Source organism: Prevotella sp. P5-126 (assembly GCF_002251185.1).
GTDB lineage: Bacteria > Bacteroidota > Bacteroidia > Bacteroidales > Bacteroidaceae > Prevotella.
In genome coordinates this window covers 50,549-70,890 of record NZ_NPIZ01000054.1, presented here as the reverse complement: position 1 = coordinate 70,890, position 20,342 = coordinate 50,549, and the positions used below count along the sequence as shown (strand labels likewise).

The 20,342-nt window shown below is 46.5% G+C and carries 14 protein-coding genes and 2 pseudogenes; 5 read left to right on the top strand and 11 right to left on the bottom strand.

What is annotated here, in order from left to right:
* Positions 1 to 15: 15 nt before the first annotated feature.
* The 11 genes and pseudogenes from CIK90_RS13940 to CIK90_RS06440 all read right to left on the bottom strand — a co-directional run.
* Positions 16 to 225, bottom strand: a pseudogene (locus CIK90_RS13940) (hypothetical protein); the annotation flags it as partial.
* A gap of 86 nt (positions 226 to 311) precedes the next feature.
* On the bottom strand, positions 312 to 1,007 hold the full coding sequence (locus CIK90_RS06490) for a tyrosine-protein phosphatase (protein ID WP_094464639.1): 696 nt from the start codon (positions 1,005 to 1,007) through the stop codon (positions 312 to 314).
* Between the two features lie 37 nt (positions 1,008 to 1,044).
* Positions 1,045 to 3,471: a polysaccharide biosynthesis tyrosine autokinase gene (locus CIK90_RS06485; RefSeq protein ID WP_094464638.1), complete on the bottom strand. Its 2,427-nt coding sequence runs from the start codon at positions 3,469 to 3,471 to the stop codon at positions 1,045 to 1,047.
* A gap of 7 nt (positions 3,472 to 3,478) precedes the next feature.
* Complete coding sequence (locus CIK90_RS06480) at positions 3,479 to 4,282, bottom strand: polysaccharide biosynthesis/export family protein (protein WP_094464637.1); 804 nt, start codon at positions 4,280 to 4,282, stop codon at positions 3,479 to 3,481.
* Positions 4,279 to 5,451, bottom strand: a complete 1,173-nt coding sequence (locus CIK90_RS06475; RefSeq protein WP_254046297.1) for an MraY family glycosyltransferase — start codon at positions 5,449 to 5,451, stop codon at positions 4,279 to 4,281. Before CIK90_RS06475 ends, CIK90_RS06480 begins: the two co-directional genes overlap by 4 nt.
* A gap of 99 nt (positions 5,452 to 5,550) precedes the next feature.
* Positions 5,551 to 6,123 (bottom strand): UpxY family transcription antiterminator, encoded by a 573-nt coding sequence (locus tag CIK90_RS06470; RefSeq protein WP_094464636.1) that lies wholly within the window; start codon positions 6,121 to 6,123, stop codon positions 5,551 to 5,553.
* A 493-nt stretch (positions 6,124 to 6,616) separates the two neighbouring features.
* A pseudogene (locus CIK90_RS06465) lies at positions 6,617 to 7,060 on the bottom strand (tyrosine-type recombinase/integrase); the annotation flags it as partial.
* 1,542 nt (positions 7,061 to 8,602) lie between these two features.
* Positions 8,603 to 10,996, bottom strand: coding sequence for an alpha-L-arabinofuranosidase C-terminal domain-containing protein (locus CIK90_RS06455; RefSeq protein ID WP_094464634.1), 2,394 nt, complete (start codon positions 10,994 to 10,996; stop codon positions 8,603 to 8,605).
* Between the two features lie 665 nt (positions 10,997 to 11,661).
* Entirely contained in the window at positions 11,662 to 12,015 is a 354-nt protein-coding gene (locus CIK90_RS06450) for a YraN family protein (RefSeq protein ID WP_094440224.1), read from the bottom strand.
* Between the two features lie 14 nt (positions 12,016 to 12,029).
* Positions 12,030 to 13,034 carry an A/G-specific adenine glycosylase gene (gene mutY, locus CIK90_RS06445; protein ID WP_094464633.1) on the bottom strand — a complete coding sequence of 335 codons (1,005 nt, stop codon included), beginning with the start codon at positions 13,032 to 13,034 and terminating at the stop codon, positions 12,030 to 12,032.
* A gap of 645 nt (positions 13,035 to 13,679) precedes the next feature.
* Positions 13,680 to 14,360 (bottom strand): outer membrane beta-barrel protein, encoded by a 681-nt coding sequence (locus tag CIK90_RS06440; protein WP_158216039.1) that lies wholly within the window; start codon positions 14,358 to 14,360, stop codon positions 13,680 to 13,682.
* 446 nt (positions 14,361 to 14,806) lie between these two features.
* Here CIK90_RS06440 and CIK90_RS06435 point away from each other — a divergent pair, with 446 nt between their 5' ends.
* The 5 genes from CIK90_RS06435 (at position 14,807) to CIK90_RS06415 (ending at position 20,264) form a co-directional block, all read left to right on the top strand.
* The gene (locus CIK90_RS06435; protein ID WP_094464631.1) at positions 14,807 to 15,697 is read left to right on the top strand and encodes a hypothetical protein; all 891 of its coding nucleotides are present in this window, start codon (positions 14,807 to 14,809) and stop codon (positions 15,695 to 15,697) included.
* A gap of 93 nt (positions 15,698 to 15,790) precedes the next feature.
* Positions 15,791 to 17,083, top strand: a complete 1,293-nt coding sequence (locus CIK90_RS06430) for a DUF6175 family protein (protein ID WP_094464630.1) — start codon at positions 15,791 to 15,793, stop codon at positions 17,081 to 17,083.
* A gap of 38 nt (positions 17,084 to 17,121) precedes the next feature.
* Entirely contained in the window at positions 17,122 to 18,240 is a 1,119-nt protein-coding gene (locus tag CIK90_RS06425; RefSeq protein WP_094391366.1) for a hypothetical protein, read from the top strand.
* A 29-nt stretch (positions 18,241 to 18,269) separates the two neighbouring features.
* Positions 18,270 to 19,586, top strand: a complete 1,317-nt coding sequence (locus CIK90_RS06420) for a plethodontid receptivity factor PRF (RefSeq protein WP_094464629.1) — start codon at positions 18,270 to 18,272, stop codon at positions 19,584 to 19,586.
* Between the two features lie 51 nt (positions 19,587 to 19,637).
* Positions 19,638 to 20,264 carry a hypothetical protein gene (locus tag CIK90_RS06415; RefSeq protein ID WP_094434271.1) on the top strand — a complete coding sequence of 209 codons (627 nt, stop codon included), beginning with the start codon at positions 19,638 to 19,640 and terminating at the stop codon, positions 20,262 to 20,264.
* Positions 20,265 to 20,342 lie beyond the last annotated feature (78 nt).

The following is a 20,342-nucleotide window of genomic DNA, read 5'->3' as shown; positions in this document are numbered from 1 at the left end:
AAAAACTATAGAATTTTATTCGGAGTAATATGACTTGGAACCGTAGCCGTAGGCATAACCGTAGTGGTAGCCATAACGGTAGCCATAGCGACAGCTGTAGCGACCTCCTGACGACTGGGTGCCATTGAGGATGAGCGAGAGATTCTTGAAACGACGGGTGTCGTAGATGTTCTGTAGCTCGGTGAGCATGCTGCGCTCAAGGAGTCCGGCACGCACGACAAAGAGGAGAACAGATCACCAGGGCGGAGAATTGCAGGACTGCAAAATCAACATTTTAATAGAATAGAAGGTGATCTGTGCGATAGAAATCTTCAAAACATCAGCGCTACGTCTTCCGGAATTTGTTTTTTGTGGACAATGGCTTCCCATGAGGACAGGCTATGGGTGTCTGTCCCCTTAAACTGATAATACATGTTCTCCAACAGCCACTTGGCCTTTCGCTTAGCGTCTGCACCATAGGCTCCCACCAAGGAGGGCAGGTTGAGCTGGAAGGCTACATTCATGCGTTTCAGCTGTTCGTAATCCTTCGGCTCCATATAGACGTACCGCTCTGGGTGCGCCAGTACGGGGACATAGCCTTTTGATTTGATACGAAGCAGGATGTTGTGCAAGCCGTAGGGCGGATTGAAGTAGGATGTCTCTACCAGCAGGTGCTTGCCTTCCTTGCCCAACGGCAATAGGTCGCCCTGCGCCAGACGTTCCTCGAACAGGTTGTCGAGCATGTTCTCAGAGGCCAAGCGCAGGATGATGGGACCCTTGTAGGCTGACTTCAGTTCTGCATACCGGGTGCGCAACATAGCGGTGCTGTTGGGGATGTCCTCCATGATATGAGGAGTAAGCCAGACCTCCTTGACCCTGAACTGCTCGTAGGAAGCCAGTATCCGTAGGGCTTCTTCCATGGTCTGCACACCATCATCCACACCGGGTAGAAGATGGCAATGCCAGTCGGTAAACCGTTCAAGAATACCGCTGCTGGCAATGCTATATTTTTTGCTAAATAGCCACACGGTTAAATTTATAATTAATCAGCTGACAACCATCCATTTACCCCCCCCGTTTCTCCTTGGAGCCATAGTAAGAGGCATGTCCGTAATGATAGCCGTAGCGGTAGCCGTAACGGTAACCATAGCGGTAGCTGTAACGGCCGCCGGTGCTCTCCGTGCCATTAAGAATGAGGGACAGGTTCTTGAAACGCTTCTCTTGATAGATGCTTTCCAGCTCGGGAAGCATGGAGCGGTCGAGCAGTCCGGCACGGATGACGAAGAAAGTGCGGTCGGCTATCTTTTCCAATATCTGGGCGTCCGCCACGATGTCGATAGGAGGGCAGTCGATGAACACGTAGTCGTATTCACTGCGTAGCTGCTCTATAAGGGTTTCCATCCTTCCGTTCTCCAATAGTTCGGTGGGGTTGGGCGGAACTTTGCCGATAGGAAGAATATGGAAGTTCTCATATTTGTTATCGTAGGCAATCAGTCTCTTCCAGTCATCCGTCATTCCGCTCAAATAGTCGCTTAATCCTGTCTCAGGCGAATCAACATAGGAGGAGGTGGAACCGTGACGAAGGTCACCGTCAATTACCAGCACACGCTTCTGCTTGATGGCAAAGCTCATGGCGATGTTCATGGTCAGGAATGTCTTTCCGCTGCCCGGATTGAAGGAGGTGATGACAAAGATATTCTGGTTCTTTTGTGGTGCCACCATAAAGTCCATGTTGGAACGCAGCACACGGAAGGCCTCGTTGATCACATTGCGGTTGCCTTCTTTCACTACCATGGTTTTCGTATCAAGCTTGACCATGCGGCGGATAAACCATTTACGCTTGTACGAGAAGTATTGCGGGATTTCACCGATGATGGGCACAGTGAGGCACTCAAGGTCTTTCCTGCCACGGACTACCGTATTGGTGTTCTCGCGGATAACGATGATGACAACGGGTATCAGGAGACCCAAGGCGAATGCCACAAGCAGGATGTTTTTCTTGATAGGGGCTGTAGGCAGCATGCTGCCGTCGGGCTGGGAGATGATACGGGTGTTGTAGGCGGTGAATGCCTGCGAAAGCTCGTTCTCCTCACGCTTCTGCAGCAGATAAAGGTAAAGCGACTCCTTTACTTTCTGCTGACGTTCCACACTGAGCAGGTATTTTGCCTGCTTGGGGTTGGAGGCTATCTGTGAGGTGGCCTGTCCGCCATAGCTCTGCTGACTTCTGATTTGTGCCTCCAATGCTACCACCTGGTTGTCGATAGACGAGACAAGGGCTTTGCGCATGGAAGCCAAGGAGGCATCCATCTCGACAACCAATGGGTTCTTGTCGCTACTCTTCGATACCAGATTGTTGCGCTCCAACAGTTGGTTGTTGTATTCTGTAATCTGAGAGCCGATATTGGCGTTGTCAATGCCCGAGTTGGCAGGAAGGAGCTGGAAACGGTTAGTCTCGCTCGTCAGGTAGTTGCGGATATACCGTGCCATGTAGGTCTGGTTGTTCAACGACTTAATGGCGGCATTTGCTTCGCTGGCCTGTGCCATGTACATATTGGCGGCTGCCTGCACATCGGGCAGCAGGTGCTGGCTCTTGTAGGAAGAAATATCGTTATCCACATTGCCCAGCTCGCCTTCTATCACACCGAGTCGCTCATTGATGAACATGCTGGTACTGACGGCTATCTGGTTCTTGTCCTTCACCCAGTTCTCATTATAGACGGATATGAGGGTATTGAGGACTTCTTCGGCACGCTGGATGCTGACATCCTGGAAGGAGAGGGAGATGATGTTGGATTTCTCGTCGTCCTGCGACACGGTGAGCCGGGAAGAGGCACCGGCAACGGCTTCCTTAAGCGTGGAGCGGAGCACCTCAACGTCTGCCTCCTGTCCTTTCCGGTAATGGGCGGTGGCTGTAACTGACATCTTGCCAAACGGACTTTGGACGGTGTCGCCCAACTTGCCTTTCACCTCTCCCCCGACGTGTTCTCCGTTTCGGGTAAGTTCGTAGAGGGTGTAGCGCCCGTTAGTGCCCAGATGCAGACGGAAAGACGCTGATTGATTGTCGGGGAAGTCGGCGAACGACACAGCCACTGGCAGCTGATCGCCATAGATGGTGACCTTGTGGAAACGCCCATCCACGAGATAGTTCATATCCAAATGAAGACGTCGGACCACCTCACGCATCAGGTCGGGCGACTGGAGAGTTCCCATCTCGTTGTTGACATTGGTGTTGGTGGTGAAGATGCCGAAATCGACAAAGGATTCCATGTCTGTCGAGGCGGACTTGCCCTTGGAGTCGTCCTTGATAAGGATGGATGCCGAACGGGTATAGACGGGCGGCGTGCGAAGGAGATAGGCTATTGCCACTCCGAGGCAAACTGCCAATGAAAGTACAAACCAGTACCACTTGGCGAGGCACATATAGAGAAGGTCCTGAATACGGATGAAATCCTGTGTGTTCTGGACTTGGGTTTTCTTTTGAATGGTTGCCATCTTGAAGTTATTTTACTATAAGTACCGCTATGGAAGTAATCAGTGATGCCAATGAAATCCAAAAAGAGGTGGAACGGACAGTATTGCCGTTGACAGTGGATTGGCGTGACTTTGTGTCGTTGGGTATGACATAGACCACATCGTTCTGCTGGAGGTAATAGACAGGCGAAGTGTAGATGTGGTCGGCAGAACAGAGGTTTACGCCATAGACCCGCTGCTTTCCGTCTTCCTGACGCAGAACGAGCACTTTCTCACGCTTTCCGAAGATGGTCAGGTCGCCAGCTTCGCTCAGTGCATCGAGAATGGTCATGTTGTCGCGGTTGATACTGATTCGTCCGGGCTTGTTTACTTCACCCAGGACAGACACTCCAAGGTTCATGAATTCCACCGTTACCACAGGATCCTTAATAAGTTCCTGTTCCTTTAGTTGTTTGGTCAGGTAGTCGGCAATCTGCTCGCGGGTCATTCCCTCTACCCTTATCTTTCCCAATACTGGAAAATTAATATCACCGAAGCTATCTACCGTATAGCCGGATACTCCTCGAATGATGCCTGAACTCCCCGTACTTTCCTGACCTATCTGCTGGGAAACGATAGGCAAGTTGAACATATTGGTCAACTTCGGGTCTTGTGCATTTACTAAAATAGAGAGCTTGTCCTTCGGACGTACCTTGATTTCCACAGGGTCTGTAATGGCCAGTTCCGTTACGCCCGGCTGTAAATCCTGGAAATAGCTGATTTCCTTGGGCGTGCTACACGATACTGCTGCGAGTACCATGAGGGTCAATGATAGAATTTTGATAAATTTCATTGCTTATTGTTATTATAGTTTTTTCTTTTTTCGACAAAGGAGATGACTGGTGAATCTTTCCTCGTTATTGCCAATCGGCGTATTTTCCTGGTTATATGTATGTTTGCCATTGTCCAGAGTGCAATGTCCATGCAAAGCAACAGGCTGGAATTGATGTATGCGGAAAACAGGATGTTGAGGAAAGTCAACACGATGGAGGACAACACAATGGTGACCATGGCCGTGCGTTGGCGCATACCGATGGCAAGCAGTTTGTGGTGGATGTGGTTCTTGTCGGGCAGGAAAGGATTCTTGCCGTTGCGCACACGATGGAGATAGACTCGTACCACATCGAAGCATGGTACCAACAAGGGGGCGAAGGCCATGACGAAGGGATTGAAGTGATGGGGAGAGGTGGTGGCTGATAGGTGCGAAACCTGCATACTCAGGAAGCAGAGCATGATGCCGATGGTGAGGCTGCCCGTGTCGCCCATGAATATCTTGTGCCCTTTTTCTGCCTTGCCGAACACATTATAATAATAGAAAGGTATGAGTACACCAAGTGTAGCGAAGGCAAGCATGGCATAGAGATACTGGTGAAACCAGATGAAAGTCAGCCCGTAGAACAGGAAGGCGATGCAGCAAAGACCGGATGCCAGTCCGTCGATGCCGTCAATAAGGTTGATGGCATTGATAATAAACACCGTGACAAAGATGGTGAGGGGAATGCTGATCCAAGACGGCATGGTATGGATGAACAGCATACCATGGAGATCGGACAGTTCGACACCGCCCGCCACCAGCATGATGCCGCAGACTATCTGGATGAAGAACTTGGCACGGTAGCGCACTCCGATAAGGTCATCGGCAATACCGACAAGGTATAACATGATGATGGCGCAAAAGGCGTATGCCAATGGCAACGCTTCTGCGCCTATTTCCTTCAGCAGCTCATCATGCCCCGTCGAGACATTGAGTGCAAGAAGCAGGATGAAGGAGAAGAACACTACGGGCTTGAAGGCCATGCCGCCAAGCCTTGGCACTACACACTGATGTATTTTCCGCTCGTCCGGTTCGTCGAACAGTCGCCTGCGGAAGGCGATGAGCAGAATCTGCGGTATCACGATTCCTGCGAAAAACACGCACAGGAAGAATACCGACAGGATGTTGACAATCCAAATTAAGCTCATACTCTAATCTTACTTTAATAGGCCGTTTGTGTTGGTCAGTCCTGTACTAATTCCTCAGTATCAATCAATACGGGGGGGGTAATTCGTTTCTCCATAATCTCAGTCTATGATTTGAATATATTCCGGCTCTACTTCTGCAGATACCACCAGCAGGTCGGGAATGATTACGACAAGCTGGCGACCCCGCTTCTTGGCCACTTTCATGAAGTAGCCCTCCACTTGGTCGAACGGTCCGCCATGTACCCTTACTCTCTTACCCTTTTCGATGTTGATTTTATCTTTACACTTGTTGATTTCATCGATTTTATAAAAATGGACCTCCTGTTCCGTCTGTTCGCATACCTTGATGAAGTTGTTCATTTCTTCATCAGGTACAGTCAGATAAATGAGTTCACCGTCACTTTTCCATGTGACAAACTGGAGGTCATTATAATAATTGAGTTTGAAATCAACAATCTGCTCATGGTTTGCATATACAAACACAAGACTATGGATGACAGGTACCATGCAAATGACTTTCTTGCCGTTGATGGTGCGAAGGACTTTCTGCTTGGGTATGAAATGTTCCAGACCGTACTTTTGGTCAGAGAGTCGCTTTTCGGCAGTCTTCTCGTTCTTGTAGGCCCGCATGACATACCACGACTTGGTCTTCTTGTCCTGTTCATTTGCCATACCTTTTTTGCAATGTATATTTTAAAAAAGAGCATACTTATAGTTCACCACGATTTTTGTATCGGTCTGTATATCAGTATCTTACTTAAATTTTGACTACAATGGTCATCTATCTCATCTTTCAGAGTCCACCCTCTGCAAAACCCCTCTTTTCGGCATGAAATACCAGTCGGAAATAGTATGTAAAAGGTTTTTTTTCTCTTTAAGAGAAACTCTTTCCGCTGCAAAATTATGAAATTTATTGCAAATCACCTAATTATTGAAAGGATTTTTTGCTAAAAAGCCAAAAATTGTTGATTTTCATCAACCGATTGTTGAGCAAAACAGGCTTTATACAAGAAATAGCACCTATAAATCAAGGGGTTTGTAAAAGAGGGGTTCTCTTAAAGAGAGAATCCTCTTTTTGCTCAACATTCGAGGATAAAAACAACAGACATACAAAAGAAAACCGCAACTTCATGACAATTGCATCAGTCAAGGAATTGCGGTATTTTTATGCGGTAGCATGATGTTTTGCTATTTTCAGGGAATTGATGATTAGGTTGTTTGCCCTGTCAACGACAGAGGTATCCAATGAGGAAAGATAAATCCGGGTCGTTTTTTCCGAATCGTGTCCCAAACCTTCGCTGATGGTGGAAAGAGCTACGTTCTTGCTCTTTGCCGCACTTGCCCAAGAGTGTCGTGCAACGTAAGTGGTCAACGGGATGGATAGTCCCATCATCTCGCCGATTTTCTTCAATTGATTGGTGATGCGTTTGTAGGCGTTCTTGTATCTTTTCCAGAATAAAGCTCCTTCTCCGGTGGCAATGGGAAGAAGATAGGGAGAGTCGTCTGTCTGGTATTTCGCGACAATCTTCTGCATGGGTTCTACCCATTTGATATGTAGCTGTTGTGACGTCTTTTGACGACGGTAAGTGAGCATACTGCCCTGCAGATTGCTCGACAATGTCACAGGGACGGGTCATTGACATCATGACTTTCAATTCTTACAGCTTACAGAATTACAGTTTTTGGAAAGGCACACGGATCATCGGATCATCGGATCATCGGATTGTTTTCGTTAAGCCATGAGCAGAATAAAGCTCGCTTTAATTATGCCGTGGCGAGAAGACAAAGGCGTATGCCAATTTAGACGGATTTAGACGGAAATAAAATTTTAAAATAAAAATTTTCAACTTTTCGATAAAAAGTCAAGTATCGTTTTTGTGATAGCTAGAGGATGTCACAGGGACGGGTCATTGACATCATGATTATTGCGTTCTTACAGCTTACAGTATTACAGTTTTTGAAAAGGAAAAATGGGTTTGGATTCTTGATGTGGTGACAAGTGAGGTGTTGCGGTGGTCTGTCTTGACGGAATCGGACGTGAATCAGAAAGAGTTGAGTTAAAAGGAGAGAGTTTCAGAAAAGTATTAACTTTGCCTCGATACTGAAGATCATCAACGGACTGAACGGGTATGCTCCGGAATTGGTGAACGGATATCGGCCGGAATATGTAGATCATCGGAATTTAGACGGAATTTATACGGAATTTATACAGATGTTTTTTTGGGGTTGCGCGAGTGCAAGAAATCTTTGAAGGAAATCTTTAATGAAATATGGCCTTTGGTCAGAAATAATAATCTTTAAATAAAAATCCTTGACGAGAATGCGCTCGAGTACCTCGCTTTTGGGGAGGACTTTATTATGGATTGCATCGGAGATGCTCAAATTTTTGGAGCAGTGAGAGCAGAGAATAAATCCAAAAATTTATTCTTTGCCGAGTCGCGAGAAAAATAACCTATGGTAAATCTTAACTATAATCTTTAGAATAATCTTTAACGATAATCCGTGTCGTCCGTGTGTTCCGTGGAAGTTTAGTTGCTTCGCAAGAAATCTTTGGAGGAAATCTTTTTTAAGATGTTGCTTCGCGAGAAATCTGTTTAAGTTCCGTTTAAGATCCGATGATTAATAGGCTACACAAAAATAATCTTCAACTAAAATCTTTGACCAAAATGCGCAACAGTACGTTGCTTTACGGGAGGGATTTATTTTGGATCGCATCGGAGATGCTCGAAATCTTAACTATAATCTTTAGAATAATCTTTAACGATAATCCGTGTTCTCCGTGTGTTCCGTGGATGTTTTTTAGTTGCCTACGGCAAGATGTTTTGGAGTAGCGAAGACATAGTGAGAGCACGCTTTCACTATGCTGAGTCACGACAAAAATAACCTATGGTGTAAATCATAATGAAAATCACAACTATAATCTTTGCCGTGTTCACCGTGTGATCCGTGGATGTTTAGTTGCTTCGCAAGAAATCTTTGGGGGAAATCTTTTTTAAGATGTTGCTTCGCAAGAAATAATCGGCTCATCCGACATTTCGAGTGATACAATCAATATAAAATTATTTTTATTCCGAAACAACCTATATTATAATAAAAAACTGAACTTTCACCTTTACGAAAGTTCAGTTTTTTAGAATACATATTTTATGAATTACTTCTTACTAATACGGAATACCGTAACAGAGTTTGCAGGGAACTTATGTACTAAATGATTGCCATTGATACGTACCTGCTCCTTGTGTGGAACAACTTTAGTTGGAGCATCCAGGCTGTTTTCATCAAGACTACTTCCAGAAGAAAGGACTGTTGCCTCTGCCAGATCAGCCACCTTTCCGATTCCATTGAGCAGAACCTTTGTGGTAAGATCTTTTTTGCCGGTATTCACAACCTTGACAATAATGTCACCCGACTTTTCGTCTTTTTGTGCACTGGCACAAACTGTCTTTCTGTTTATATCAGTAAGCGAAGCCTGCTGCACCAATTTGCCATCAATATATCCCTTAACCGTGAGAGGGGATACTTCCAGACGGATGTTATACCAACGTCCTGGCTCGATTGAATAGTTGATGCTATGAGAATCCATGATCGTCTGCATCTGACTGATGGAATTGCTATAACCACCAATGTCCCAACGAGTACGATTGTTTTCTCCCTTCTGATGATGGAAGTATATCTGGAAACCATTTTCACCCGACAACTTACGAGCTTTCAAAGTAACAACATACTCTCGCCAATTGTCTTTGCCAACAAAAGCAGTAACTTCTGCTGCCAAAGAGTTTTGACTAAGCACACCATTGCTAACATTCCATTCTCCATCACCCTGCATCTCCCAATCATCAATACCAGATGAGAAATTATTTTGATACAGCACTTTGCCCTTTGGCGTAGTAACCTTCAAGTCCTTAAACTCCGCAGTATTATTCCAAGTACCCAGACCAATGCCACCTGAACTAGATGGAATATCCACAAGTGGGCTTCCCGTCACAGAAACAGGCAGCGTAACTGTGCCCTGATTCTCAGCAAACATCTGCTGTACATAATAGCTAGGCAGACCATACCAACGATGGTTATCATAATTAATCAAGTTGATTGGCCAACGCTGATGCTCCACATTGCAGAACAAAGGAGCGTATGCAGCCATAGCCACCACATCGGAATTGCGCTCCAATCCCGTCATAAATGCAGCTTCACCAATGGCACCTCTGAGGTTACCCTTTCCACATTGACTAGTTACGGCATACTCACCAATAAACACTTTTTCTCCTCCACGCTTGCGATTGTCATATTTATTGGCATTGAGTATGAACCAATCCGGCGTATTATAATAATGCTCGTCAATCATCGCATGAGAAGGAGTTGAAGGATGTGAGCCACTCCAGTCGTTAGAGATGATTTGCATTTCTGGAAAACGAGTCTTGATGGCATTGGCTATCAACTCGAAATTCTTGAAATAGACACTACCAAAGTTCTCATTTCCCACTTCTATATATTTTAGGTTGAAAGGTGCAGGATGACCATTGCGAGCTCTGGCTGCTCCCCATACGCTCGTTACTGGACCGTTGGCATACTCAATGGCATCAAGCGCATCTTGAATCCACTGGTCTATCTCATCGGACGGTATTGTCTCCTTGTGTGAGACTCCAGCATTAATACAGAACAACGGTTCTGCGCCAAGGTCTTCAGCCAACTGCAAGTATTCATGATATCCTATGCCATGAGTTGCTGTATATCCCCATAAATTCCATAAAGGTATGCGACTGTCGATATTACCGATGGTATTCTTCCATTGATAACGCTGAGAAATCACCTCTCCTTCTACCCAGCAACCACCAGGAAAACGCAAGAAGGTAGGATGAAGATTGTCCAAGGCTTCACCCAGGTCTTTCCTCACACCGCTCTTTCCCCATCGTTTCTGAGGAATAAGGCTAATCATATCCATACACACCTCGCCTTTTCCGTTGCCTTCAATGACAAGTTGTGCATTGGTACTTGCTTCCGTAGGAATCAATGTGGCTTTAGTATATTTCCAATGACCTGTTACATCAGAGATGTCAGTTTCTGCCAACACGTTGTCACCAACAACTATCTTGGCTTTCATATTTCCTTGATAAGAGTTAGGAGTGCGCAAAGCAATAGAGAAGTCATATTTCTCTCCTTTCTCCACATTCATGCCCCAGTAGCCATCATTAGAAAGCGTAAAATCACCTTGCACATCAACATTCAAGAACTGTCGGTTTCTGGCGTTGAGAGGAACTGCTGGATTTTTCGCATTAGAAAGGTCTGCCTTTCTCACTTTGGCTTCGCCTTGCAAAGAGCGGAATTGCCAAAAACATAACGAATCCGCATCCTCAAAAGAGCGATTGCGCACCAACTCAGGGTAAAGACCTCCATCCACAGAAAGATTGATATCCTCTAAGAAAATACCAAAAAGTGTAGGAGAAACTGCATGTAACGGCTTGTTTACATCGATTGTTATCGTTGTTTTTTGAGCAGCAGCCGTCATTGCCATCAAGACAAAACTGGAAAAAAGTGCCTTTTTTATCATTTTAAGAATATTTATAGTTAAAACTTGTTCTGTGCAAAGGTACTCATATTACTTTGATTACCAAACAAATTTTAATTTTTTGATGTGTTTTGTTTTAAATTTTTAATGTAATCCATTTGTAATTTTTGAGGCATTCTATCATATATTTTTGCGGCAATCCATCGGGTGCTTAAAAATAGATGCCATGGGGCAGGTCATTGACATCATGACTTTCAATTCTTACAGCTTATAGAATTACTGATTTTGGAAAGGGAAAATAGGTTTCGCGAGGACTGTTCCTGTTTCTTGGACAACGCCAATTCACACCAGGCATTATAGTTTACTGTTTCTGAAAACGGATGTTTTTTGGGGTTGCGCAAGCGCAAGAAATCTTTGGAGGAAATCTTTGATGAAATATGGCCTTTGGCCAGAAATCAATCATCGGATCATCGGAATTTATACGGAATTTATACGGAAATATAATCTTTAACTATAATCCGTGTCGCCCGTGTGTTCCGTGGATGTTTAGTTGCTTCGCAAGAAATCTTTGGAGGAAATCTTTTTTAAGATGTTGCTTCGCAAGAAATAATCATCGGAATTTAAACGGAATTTAGACGGAAATTAGACGGAAATAAAATCCGTGAAAATCTGTACAATCCGTGTGCGGTGTTGAATGATGGGGAGGATCAGAAGGCATCGATGATGTGGTCGATGGTATGGGTGGTATCGGGGGTGCCTACGATGGAGATGATGTCGAAACGTAGGTCGCCATCGTAATATTTCATCTTGACGTAATGGTTGGCTGCCTGCTGGAGGTTGGTGATCTTCTGATAATCTACTGCCATTTCGGGGTCGGTGAACAGCCGGTTGCGACGGGTCTTGACTTCTACTATCACCATGGTGTCGCCATCCATGGCGATGATGTCGAGGTCGCGATGGCCACTCTTCCAATCGCGTTCGAGAATCTGATATCCTTTCTTTTCCAGATATTCTGCAGCAAGGGTTTCTCCCCATGTTCCGAGTTCGTTATGTTCTGCCATAGACTTATATATGATCAATCGTTGTTGGTATGTATCTTTTGTAGCATCATCTCTACCAATCGTGACACGGCATAGTGGTCGATGGCAGACTCGTCTATCCAGATGTAGTCGTCGGACAGAGGTGGTCGGGTGGCTGTTTCCCACAGCCAACAGTCTGCCTGGATGACGCGATGGGTCAGTACGTGGCGCAGTTTACTGCACACGAGGGTCAGGTGGCCGCCTTCGGCGGGTAACGCATCGGGGGAGATCATTGGCGGTTCCCATAGTCCTTGCCAGATGTCGCCTTCGGGACGTCGGCGAATGGCGGTCTGTCCGTTACACCTTATATAGATATAGGTGATGAGGCGTTCACTCACCTTGACGGTTTTGAGTTTTACGGGTAAGGTATCGACGCGTCCTTCACGACATGCCACACACGTTTCCTGGAGCGGACACCGCTGACACTGTTGTCCTTTGGGGGTGCATTGTAATGCACCGAAATCCATCATCGCCTGATTATAATCCGCAGCTTGATGTTCGGGCAGCAGCTGTTGTGCCAAGGCAGCAAACTCGTGTTTGCCTGCTGTGGAATTGATGGGGGTGGTGATGCCGTAGTATCTTGAAAGGACGCGATAGACATTGCCATCGACCACGGCAACGGGGAGGTCGAAGGCTATACTTCCTATTGCTGCTGCAGTATAGTCGCCTACTCCTTTCAGGCTGCGCAGCGCTTTCATGTCTTTGGGGAATCCTCCCATTGCCACCACCTGACGGGCTGCCTGCAGCAGATGTCGGGCACGACTGTAATAGCCCAGTCCCTGCCATAAACGCAGTACTTCGTCTTCGGAGGCTTGTGCGAGGTGATCAACGGTAGGCCAGCGTTCGATGAAGCGTTGCCAGTAGGGTTGTCCTTGTTCAATGCGTGTCTGTTGCAGTATGATTTCCGAGAGCCAGATGGCATACGGGTCTCGTGTCTGTCGCCAAGGCAACATCCGTCCATTTTTCTGGTACCATTGCAGTATGGTGGTTGTGAAACTCATAGTGGTGACAAAGTTACTGAATCGGTTGCGAAAAACAAAATATCGGGGGATATTTTTTTGATCCACGGAGTACACGGATGTTTTTTAGTTGCCTACGGCAAGATGTTTTGGAGTAGCGAAGACAGAGTGAGAGTTCCATTTCATGGCACCTTTTCTCGCCATGGCAGAATTAAAGCGAGCTTTATTCTGCTCATCTGGCTTAACGAAAACGTTCGCTTTCACTATGCTGAGTCACGACAAAACAAACCATAGGTAAATCTTTGAAGGAAATCATCGGATCTTAGACGGAATTTATACGGATGTTTTTGGGGGGTTGCGCGAGCGCAAGAAATCTTTGGAGGAAATCTTTAATGAAATATGGCCTTTGGCCAGAAATAATAATCTTTAAATAAAAATCCTTGACCAAAATGCGCTCGAGTTCCTCGCTTCTTGGAAGGGTTTTTATGGGGATCGCCTTACAGGCTCGAATTTTTGGAGCAGTGAGAGCAGAGAATAAATCCAAGAATTTATTCTTTGCCGAGTCGCGAGAAAAATAACCTATGGTAAATCTTAAATAGAATCTTAAAAATAATCTTTAACTATAATCCGTGTCGTCCGTGTGCGGCATTAAAAATCCGTGTGGGACATTAGATATTGTGGTTCTGCTTATAGCGTGAACTTATATCCTGCTGTGATATAGATGGCATGGTTGCGTGCGGTGCGAGAGTTGTTGAAGTCCCAGCCACCGGGGTTGTCTGTCTTCAGATTGATAGCTTGTCGCAGTTCGAAACAATAGGAGGCATCGAGGGTGATGTGTCGCCATTCGTAGCTCACTCCAAGGGGAATGCCAATAACGACATTGCGGAATTTGCTGCTCACATTCTCCGATTTCTTCTCTTTGTACGATTCCCATAGGTACATTGATGATACGTCGTTGCCGAGGTTCATCGTGCGTATGCTGTGTATAGTCATCTTATCTTTTGCCGAGAGGAGTATGCCAGCCTGCACACCAATATGTGCAGCCAAACCTTTCACACCAGAGAAATATGTCTTGATTTGCAGCGGCACGGAGAAATTGTATTGTGGGAAAAGGAGATCGGTCAAGTTTCCTGCAATAGTGATATTGTCACCCTTCAACATGAAGCATTGGTCGTAGAGTTGGCTTCCAAATCTATCCCATTTGTTTATTTTGTGATTTTCTGAAAAAGCTAATGTGTGGTAAAACTGCTTGTTCCATTCATCGCCATTGAGAATATCAATATCGGTAACATTCTCGCCATTGATCATGTGCGTATAGTGGATGGGTTCCCACTTGCCAAGCAGTTCTGCAGGCACAGGGGCCTTCATGATCTCGTAGGCTCGCATCATCACATCAGGAAAAAGAAGAAAGGGAAAAATATCAAAGTGGGCGAAAAGAAAATGGGATTGCATGTTACTACAAAGAAAGAAGGGATGCCCTACTCCATGTTACACGCGCATGATAACAGATGAACAATCAGTAGTTTACATCAAATATAACACTTATCCACAGGATTTCTACACTACATCTTTTTATATAGGGGTCATCGTCATGCGATGGAAAATGAGACCGTTTCAGACAGGATTGCAACCGCATGAGAAACGCCACAAAACAATTATCATACGGTAAAAAACATATTCATTGCGTATAAAAATCATGTTGAGGAGTAATTTTTAAAGACTTAAATTTTATTAATCAATAAAAAAAACGTATATTTGCACCACCAATAATTTTTTTTCTAAGAATCAATAACAATTTTAAAGGATATATAAATATGGAAAAGTACACCTTGCGCAACTCTTTCGTTTTCACAGTAATTCTTCTCTTAGGATTCTGCGCCAACGTATGCGCACAGAACGAACAGTCGGAAGCAAAGAAGACTGTTTACATCGAGTATTTCAACCGTCCACAGAACCTCAGTTTTTCACAAGCTGAAGCTTTGCGCAACAAAGTGATTGAACACATTCAGTATCGCAAGCGCATTATTCTGATTGACGTGGATTCTGACAAATCGCTCAAACTGGAGCAATCACGACGCGAGAGTCCTGAAGCCTCTGCAGAAGGCGATATGGATCGTATGAAGACCATGGTGACCATTGGTGCCAACCTCATCCTTCAAGGTAGAATCAACTCGATTGCCACTAAATCTGAAACTGATAAAGAAGGTAAGCGCACTTATACTGCCACCTGTAGCTACACCCTTAAATTTGTGAATCCACAAAACGGTACCATCGTTGCCAGTGAGACCAACGAAAATTCCGGCCACGATGCATCGGAGGAAAAAGCCATTCTGAGTGCAGTGACAAGCGTTAGTACCTCGAATGCTATCGACAGATTGCTCGAAAACATAGCTCCCCTATACGGTCACATCCTCGAAATCAGCAAATTGAAGAAGGATGAAGCCAAAGAGGTTTATATCGATTTGGGCACATTACACGGTATCGACACCGAAACTTGGTTTAGCATCAAGGTAAGTCGCCAGATTGCCGGACGTACAGCCAACAAGGAAATCGGTCTTTTGAAAGTCAGCTCGGTAGAGGGTGAAGACATCTCGCTCTGCAAGGTAAAGAAGGGTGGTAAAGAGCTCAAAGCGGCTATGGATCAGGGGGTCACCATTACCCTTCAGTCAAAATTCGTCAGCACCCTCTTCGGTATCCGTATCTAAGACCAACGAGGAAAATTGATTTATGCAGCCATCACCCCTCGTCGGCCTGCTGACCGATGAGGGTTTTAAGCCAATAAACCACGAAGTATAGATATGAAAAAGATTATCTGTTTCCTGTTGGGACTGATACTCTGCCCCAACCTTTTCGCACAAGTATATTCCAACGATGCCGAACTGGTGTCGGAGGAAAATGGTAATGTAACATTACGATCATCGGGCACTGCCGACAAGAAAAAGGAAGCTACCGCCCTCGCCATCAAGTCTGCATTCAACACGCTGTTTCACTCTGGTGTGGCAGGACTGAAAGGTGGTACTCCCATGATAGCCGTACCCCGCAAGGACTACGACTACCGTTTCTTCTCTGAGTCACGATACATCAACTATCTCACCGACGAACCCAAGGAGGTTGATGATATGAAGGTGACGAAGAAAAAGAAAGTGGTTGTGACGGTGACCATCAATACGAAGTCGCTGATTGCTGACCTACAGCACAACAGCATTGCTGTTTCGCCCACATGGGTGGATGGTAAGAAGCAGGTGAAAGCTACCGCCGCCCTCAATCCCACCATCGTCATTGTGCCAGAAGTGAACAGCAGCAATGGTACCGACTTTGAGGCGATGCGCAAAGCAGCAGAGAATAATGAGGCGTTGAAATATGCCCTCACCCGTGTCACTGCTGAATTTGCCAAGCACGGTTACAAGACCCGCAATTTCATCACTCAGCTGCAGAACTCCAAGAGAGATGAGATGATGCGCATGGGCAGCAAGTCGGACTTGAAGACCAAGATTGTGCAACAGTTGCCAGGCGACATCGTTGTCAAGGTTGATGCCAAAGTACTGGCAGACAACCAGAACCACATCGAGTGTAACCTCAACCTGAGTGCTGTGGAGAATCAGACCAACGGCAACCTCGCTGCAGCCACCTTCCCCAGTGGCAAATACTACAAGGGAAGTACAGGCAATACCGAACTCGTGGAGTATTCTATGAAAAAGATTACTGCCGACTTCTTCGAGCAGATCAAGAGCTCGTTTGAGAAGATGGTAGCCGACGGACGTGAAATCTATATTGACCTGACCCTCTCACAGAGCATCAGCGACTGGGACTTCGACCAAGACAGTCCTGAATCGGGTAACAACTTCAAAGACGCCCTCGACGACTGGTTGCGCGAACATGCCCAGCAGAGTGTCTATGACATGAGCAACAGTACCGATAAGTTTGTACACATCGCCCTCAACATCCCCTTGTGGAATGCAGAGCGCGGACGTTCATACACCATCTCTAATTTCAGCAGCGACCTCCGCAAATTCTTCCGCACACAGTTTGGTGACAACTACAAAGCCACCATTACCGCACAGGGACAGAAACTGGAGATTGTCATTGAATAAATTCCAGGGACTGAGTATCAACAATAATTACCAAGAGTATGAAAAGACTGTTCACACAAATAGCAATGATGACGCTTGCCATCGTAGGATATGCGCAGAGCGACATCCATTTCTCAACCGTGAAAGCAACGGATAAGAATTTGCCTGCAGAAGTCATTGATGCACTCGACCTCAAGATGCACCAGGTGCTCAACCGCAACAGCGCAGCAGCAGCCGACGTGTATAATGTGTTTGCCATTGAACCAGCCCTCTCGCTGGGCGATGTGCTCTCTACCGAGGGAATGGTGCGCAACGTATCAGTTGCCAAAGGCGAACTGGTGCTCATCGCCAAGAATATCATTGACGGCACGGAGTACTACAGTCTGACCATCCCCGTGGAGGCTGATGCCGTAGGCGATAAAGACAAGGCGCTGATGAAGCTGGTGCAGAATATCAAGGTGACCAACCCCGCCTTCACCCGATTCATACGTACCACCCGTCAGAAGATAGCCGACTACTATGCCGCCAACTGCGCCATCATCCTGCAGAAGGCACAAGCGCTGTATAACCAACGCCGCTATCAAGAGGCTGTCATTTATCTGTCGGCTGTGACAGGCAACATTCCCTGCTACGATCAGGCTTATGCCCTTCAGCAAGAGATTGCCGCCAATATCCCTGCCGGTCCAGATACCGTCATCGTAGAGAAGGAAGTGGAGAAACCCGTCATCGTGGAAGTGGAGAAACCCGTCATCGTGGAAGTGGAAAAGCCACAGCCCGCCACTCCCGTCATCGACCAGAAGGCACCCCAGATGCCTCCTTACGAACTGACGATCTCGGTGAACGACCTCGATTTCCGCATATTGCGTTGCTACGGCAATAAAGAACAGAACCGCATCACCATCGAAACAGAATTCTGCAACCGCCGCATGAACACGGAAAAAGGTGATATTGAAATCAAATCAGCCTTCGACGAGAATGCCAAGGAGTTGGAGCGCTACAACTTCTCCGTCAACGAAAACGACAGCAGTTACGACTGGCGCAATATGCCTCCGAAACTGGCTATGAAGCAAGACTTCTACCTCATCAAGGCAGACCATTTCATCCCCAAGATTTCATACATCAAACTGAAAGTGCGCGATGCCATCATTGAGATTCGCAATCTGCCAGTAGAATGGTAGCATAACACCTATTATAAATACAGACCATTATGAAACGACTGATAACCCTCGCATGCATGATGCTCGCCATCGTGACGATCTATGCACAAAACAAGGTGGTGGAGAGTAGTGCCAAGAAAGTGCCCGCATGGCTCGGCACAGCCGTAGAAGGCAAACTCGTGGTCAGCGTGACAGCCCCCACCTTAGCCCAGGCACAGGTCAAGGCGATGAACGAAGTGACTGAGCGCATCATCCTCTCGGTGGCCAGCAATGTCAGCGTGACACAACGCAACGTGGCCAGCGAAACCGTGACCAACGACGGTGTGGAATCGCGCGACGAATACAACCGCATCGCTAAGATGAAGTCTGCCAACCTGCCATTCCTCAAAGGTATCTCGCAAGCCAAGGTGGAAGAGGTCTATTGGCGTCGCATGCGCGACAAGCAAACCAAGAAGGAGTTTTACGAGTATTCGGTGCTCTACCCCTACTCCCGTGCCGAACAGCGCACGCTACAAAGTCAGTTTGAGAAGATTGATGCTGAGAAAGTGGCACAATACCAAGCCCTGGAAGACGGTATTGACGATATTGCCGATGTGGCAGACATCAAAGCCGCTATCACCCAGTTGGCAGCATTGAAGGAGTACTTCTTTGATGATGTCCGCGTGAAACAAACGGAAGGGCTCATGTTGCGCTACCGCCAACTCTATGACGCTCTCGCCATCACCGGACGCTTCGCCGATGACAATACCTATCTGGTACAAGTATTGCTGAAAGGCAAACCCGTGCGCGTTGCCAAGGTGCCCACCGTTAAATCAAACTGCGCCGGACAAATCAGCGTAGAGCCACAGGACGGTGCCTTCCTCATCAGTTTTGACGCCACCGACTGTTTGCCCGAAGAAGAAAACTTCCTCGACATACAGTTGCGCATAGAAAACAAGAAGCTGCAACAGCGTGCCATCATCGGTGTGGATGCCGATGCTACCATTAATATTGCGCAAGCCGTAGTGCCCGAAGGCAAGATCATCCTCACCGCCAATGCTGTCAACAAGCAAGACCGCACCCTGACCGACATCAATATCCGCATGACTCTCAACAACCGTCAAGGCATTACCTTCGGTCTGAAGAGCATCGAACTTGAAGTGCCCGAACTGACCGCCCCGTTGGTATTCGACGACATCGACGCCATCTTCGGTTCTAAAGGCATTATCCAGGTCAAAGCACTGGCAGAAGGCACGATGAAAGCCCGCACCACCAAGAAGTCGCACTTCGCTTTCGTCAAAGGCACCATCACCGTGGTGAACCCCACCACCAATGGCGTGGAGCGCATCAAGGTGTCACTCCCCTACACCACCAACTGGGAAGAATAACCCGCAACCGTTTATAAACTATTAAATAATAACTCAAAAAACAAGAAGATTATGAAACAGCGTATTTTCAACCTGCTGCTCCTTGCAGCCATGATTCTGTGTGGTTCAACCATGGTTTCGGCACAGTCGAAAGCCCTGGCAAAGGACATCAAGAAAACCACCAAGGAATGGAAGAAGGCTGGCTGGACCATGCTTGCATCAGCCTCAACCATGGATTATGCTCTGACCAAGTATCGTACCTATATTGAAGGAGACGAGGAAAACCGTATCAGTCTCATCGGCATTGCAATAGGTTCTAATCCCAAGATTGGTCGCGACAATGCTACAATGAGTGCCGTTTCCAACTATGCTATGCGTGCGAAAGCTCAGGTAGTAGGTAAAGCCAAGAGCATTGCCTCTTCAGACAATAGCAGCATGACCACCGAGGAAATTGATAAATTCGGTCAGGCTTACGAAATGGCTGTCAACACCAAGATTGCCGGTTTGGTAAAAGAACACTTCGCCATGGTTCGCAACGTGGATGGTAAGAAAGAATTCCAGGTATTCCTTTCTATCGACGAGACACAGGCCAAGAAAGCCCGCGAGGCCGCAGCACGCGAAGCCAAGCAGAAAGCCGCTCTCAAGGATCTGAGCAAGGAAGTAGAAGACTTTATCGGTGAACCTGTAGCTCAGGATTAACCGACCACATATCGACAATCCGAAAGCCGACCGCAAGGCAGTCGTATGCTTCGGATTGTCGATTTTTTCATTATTCAC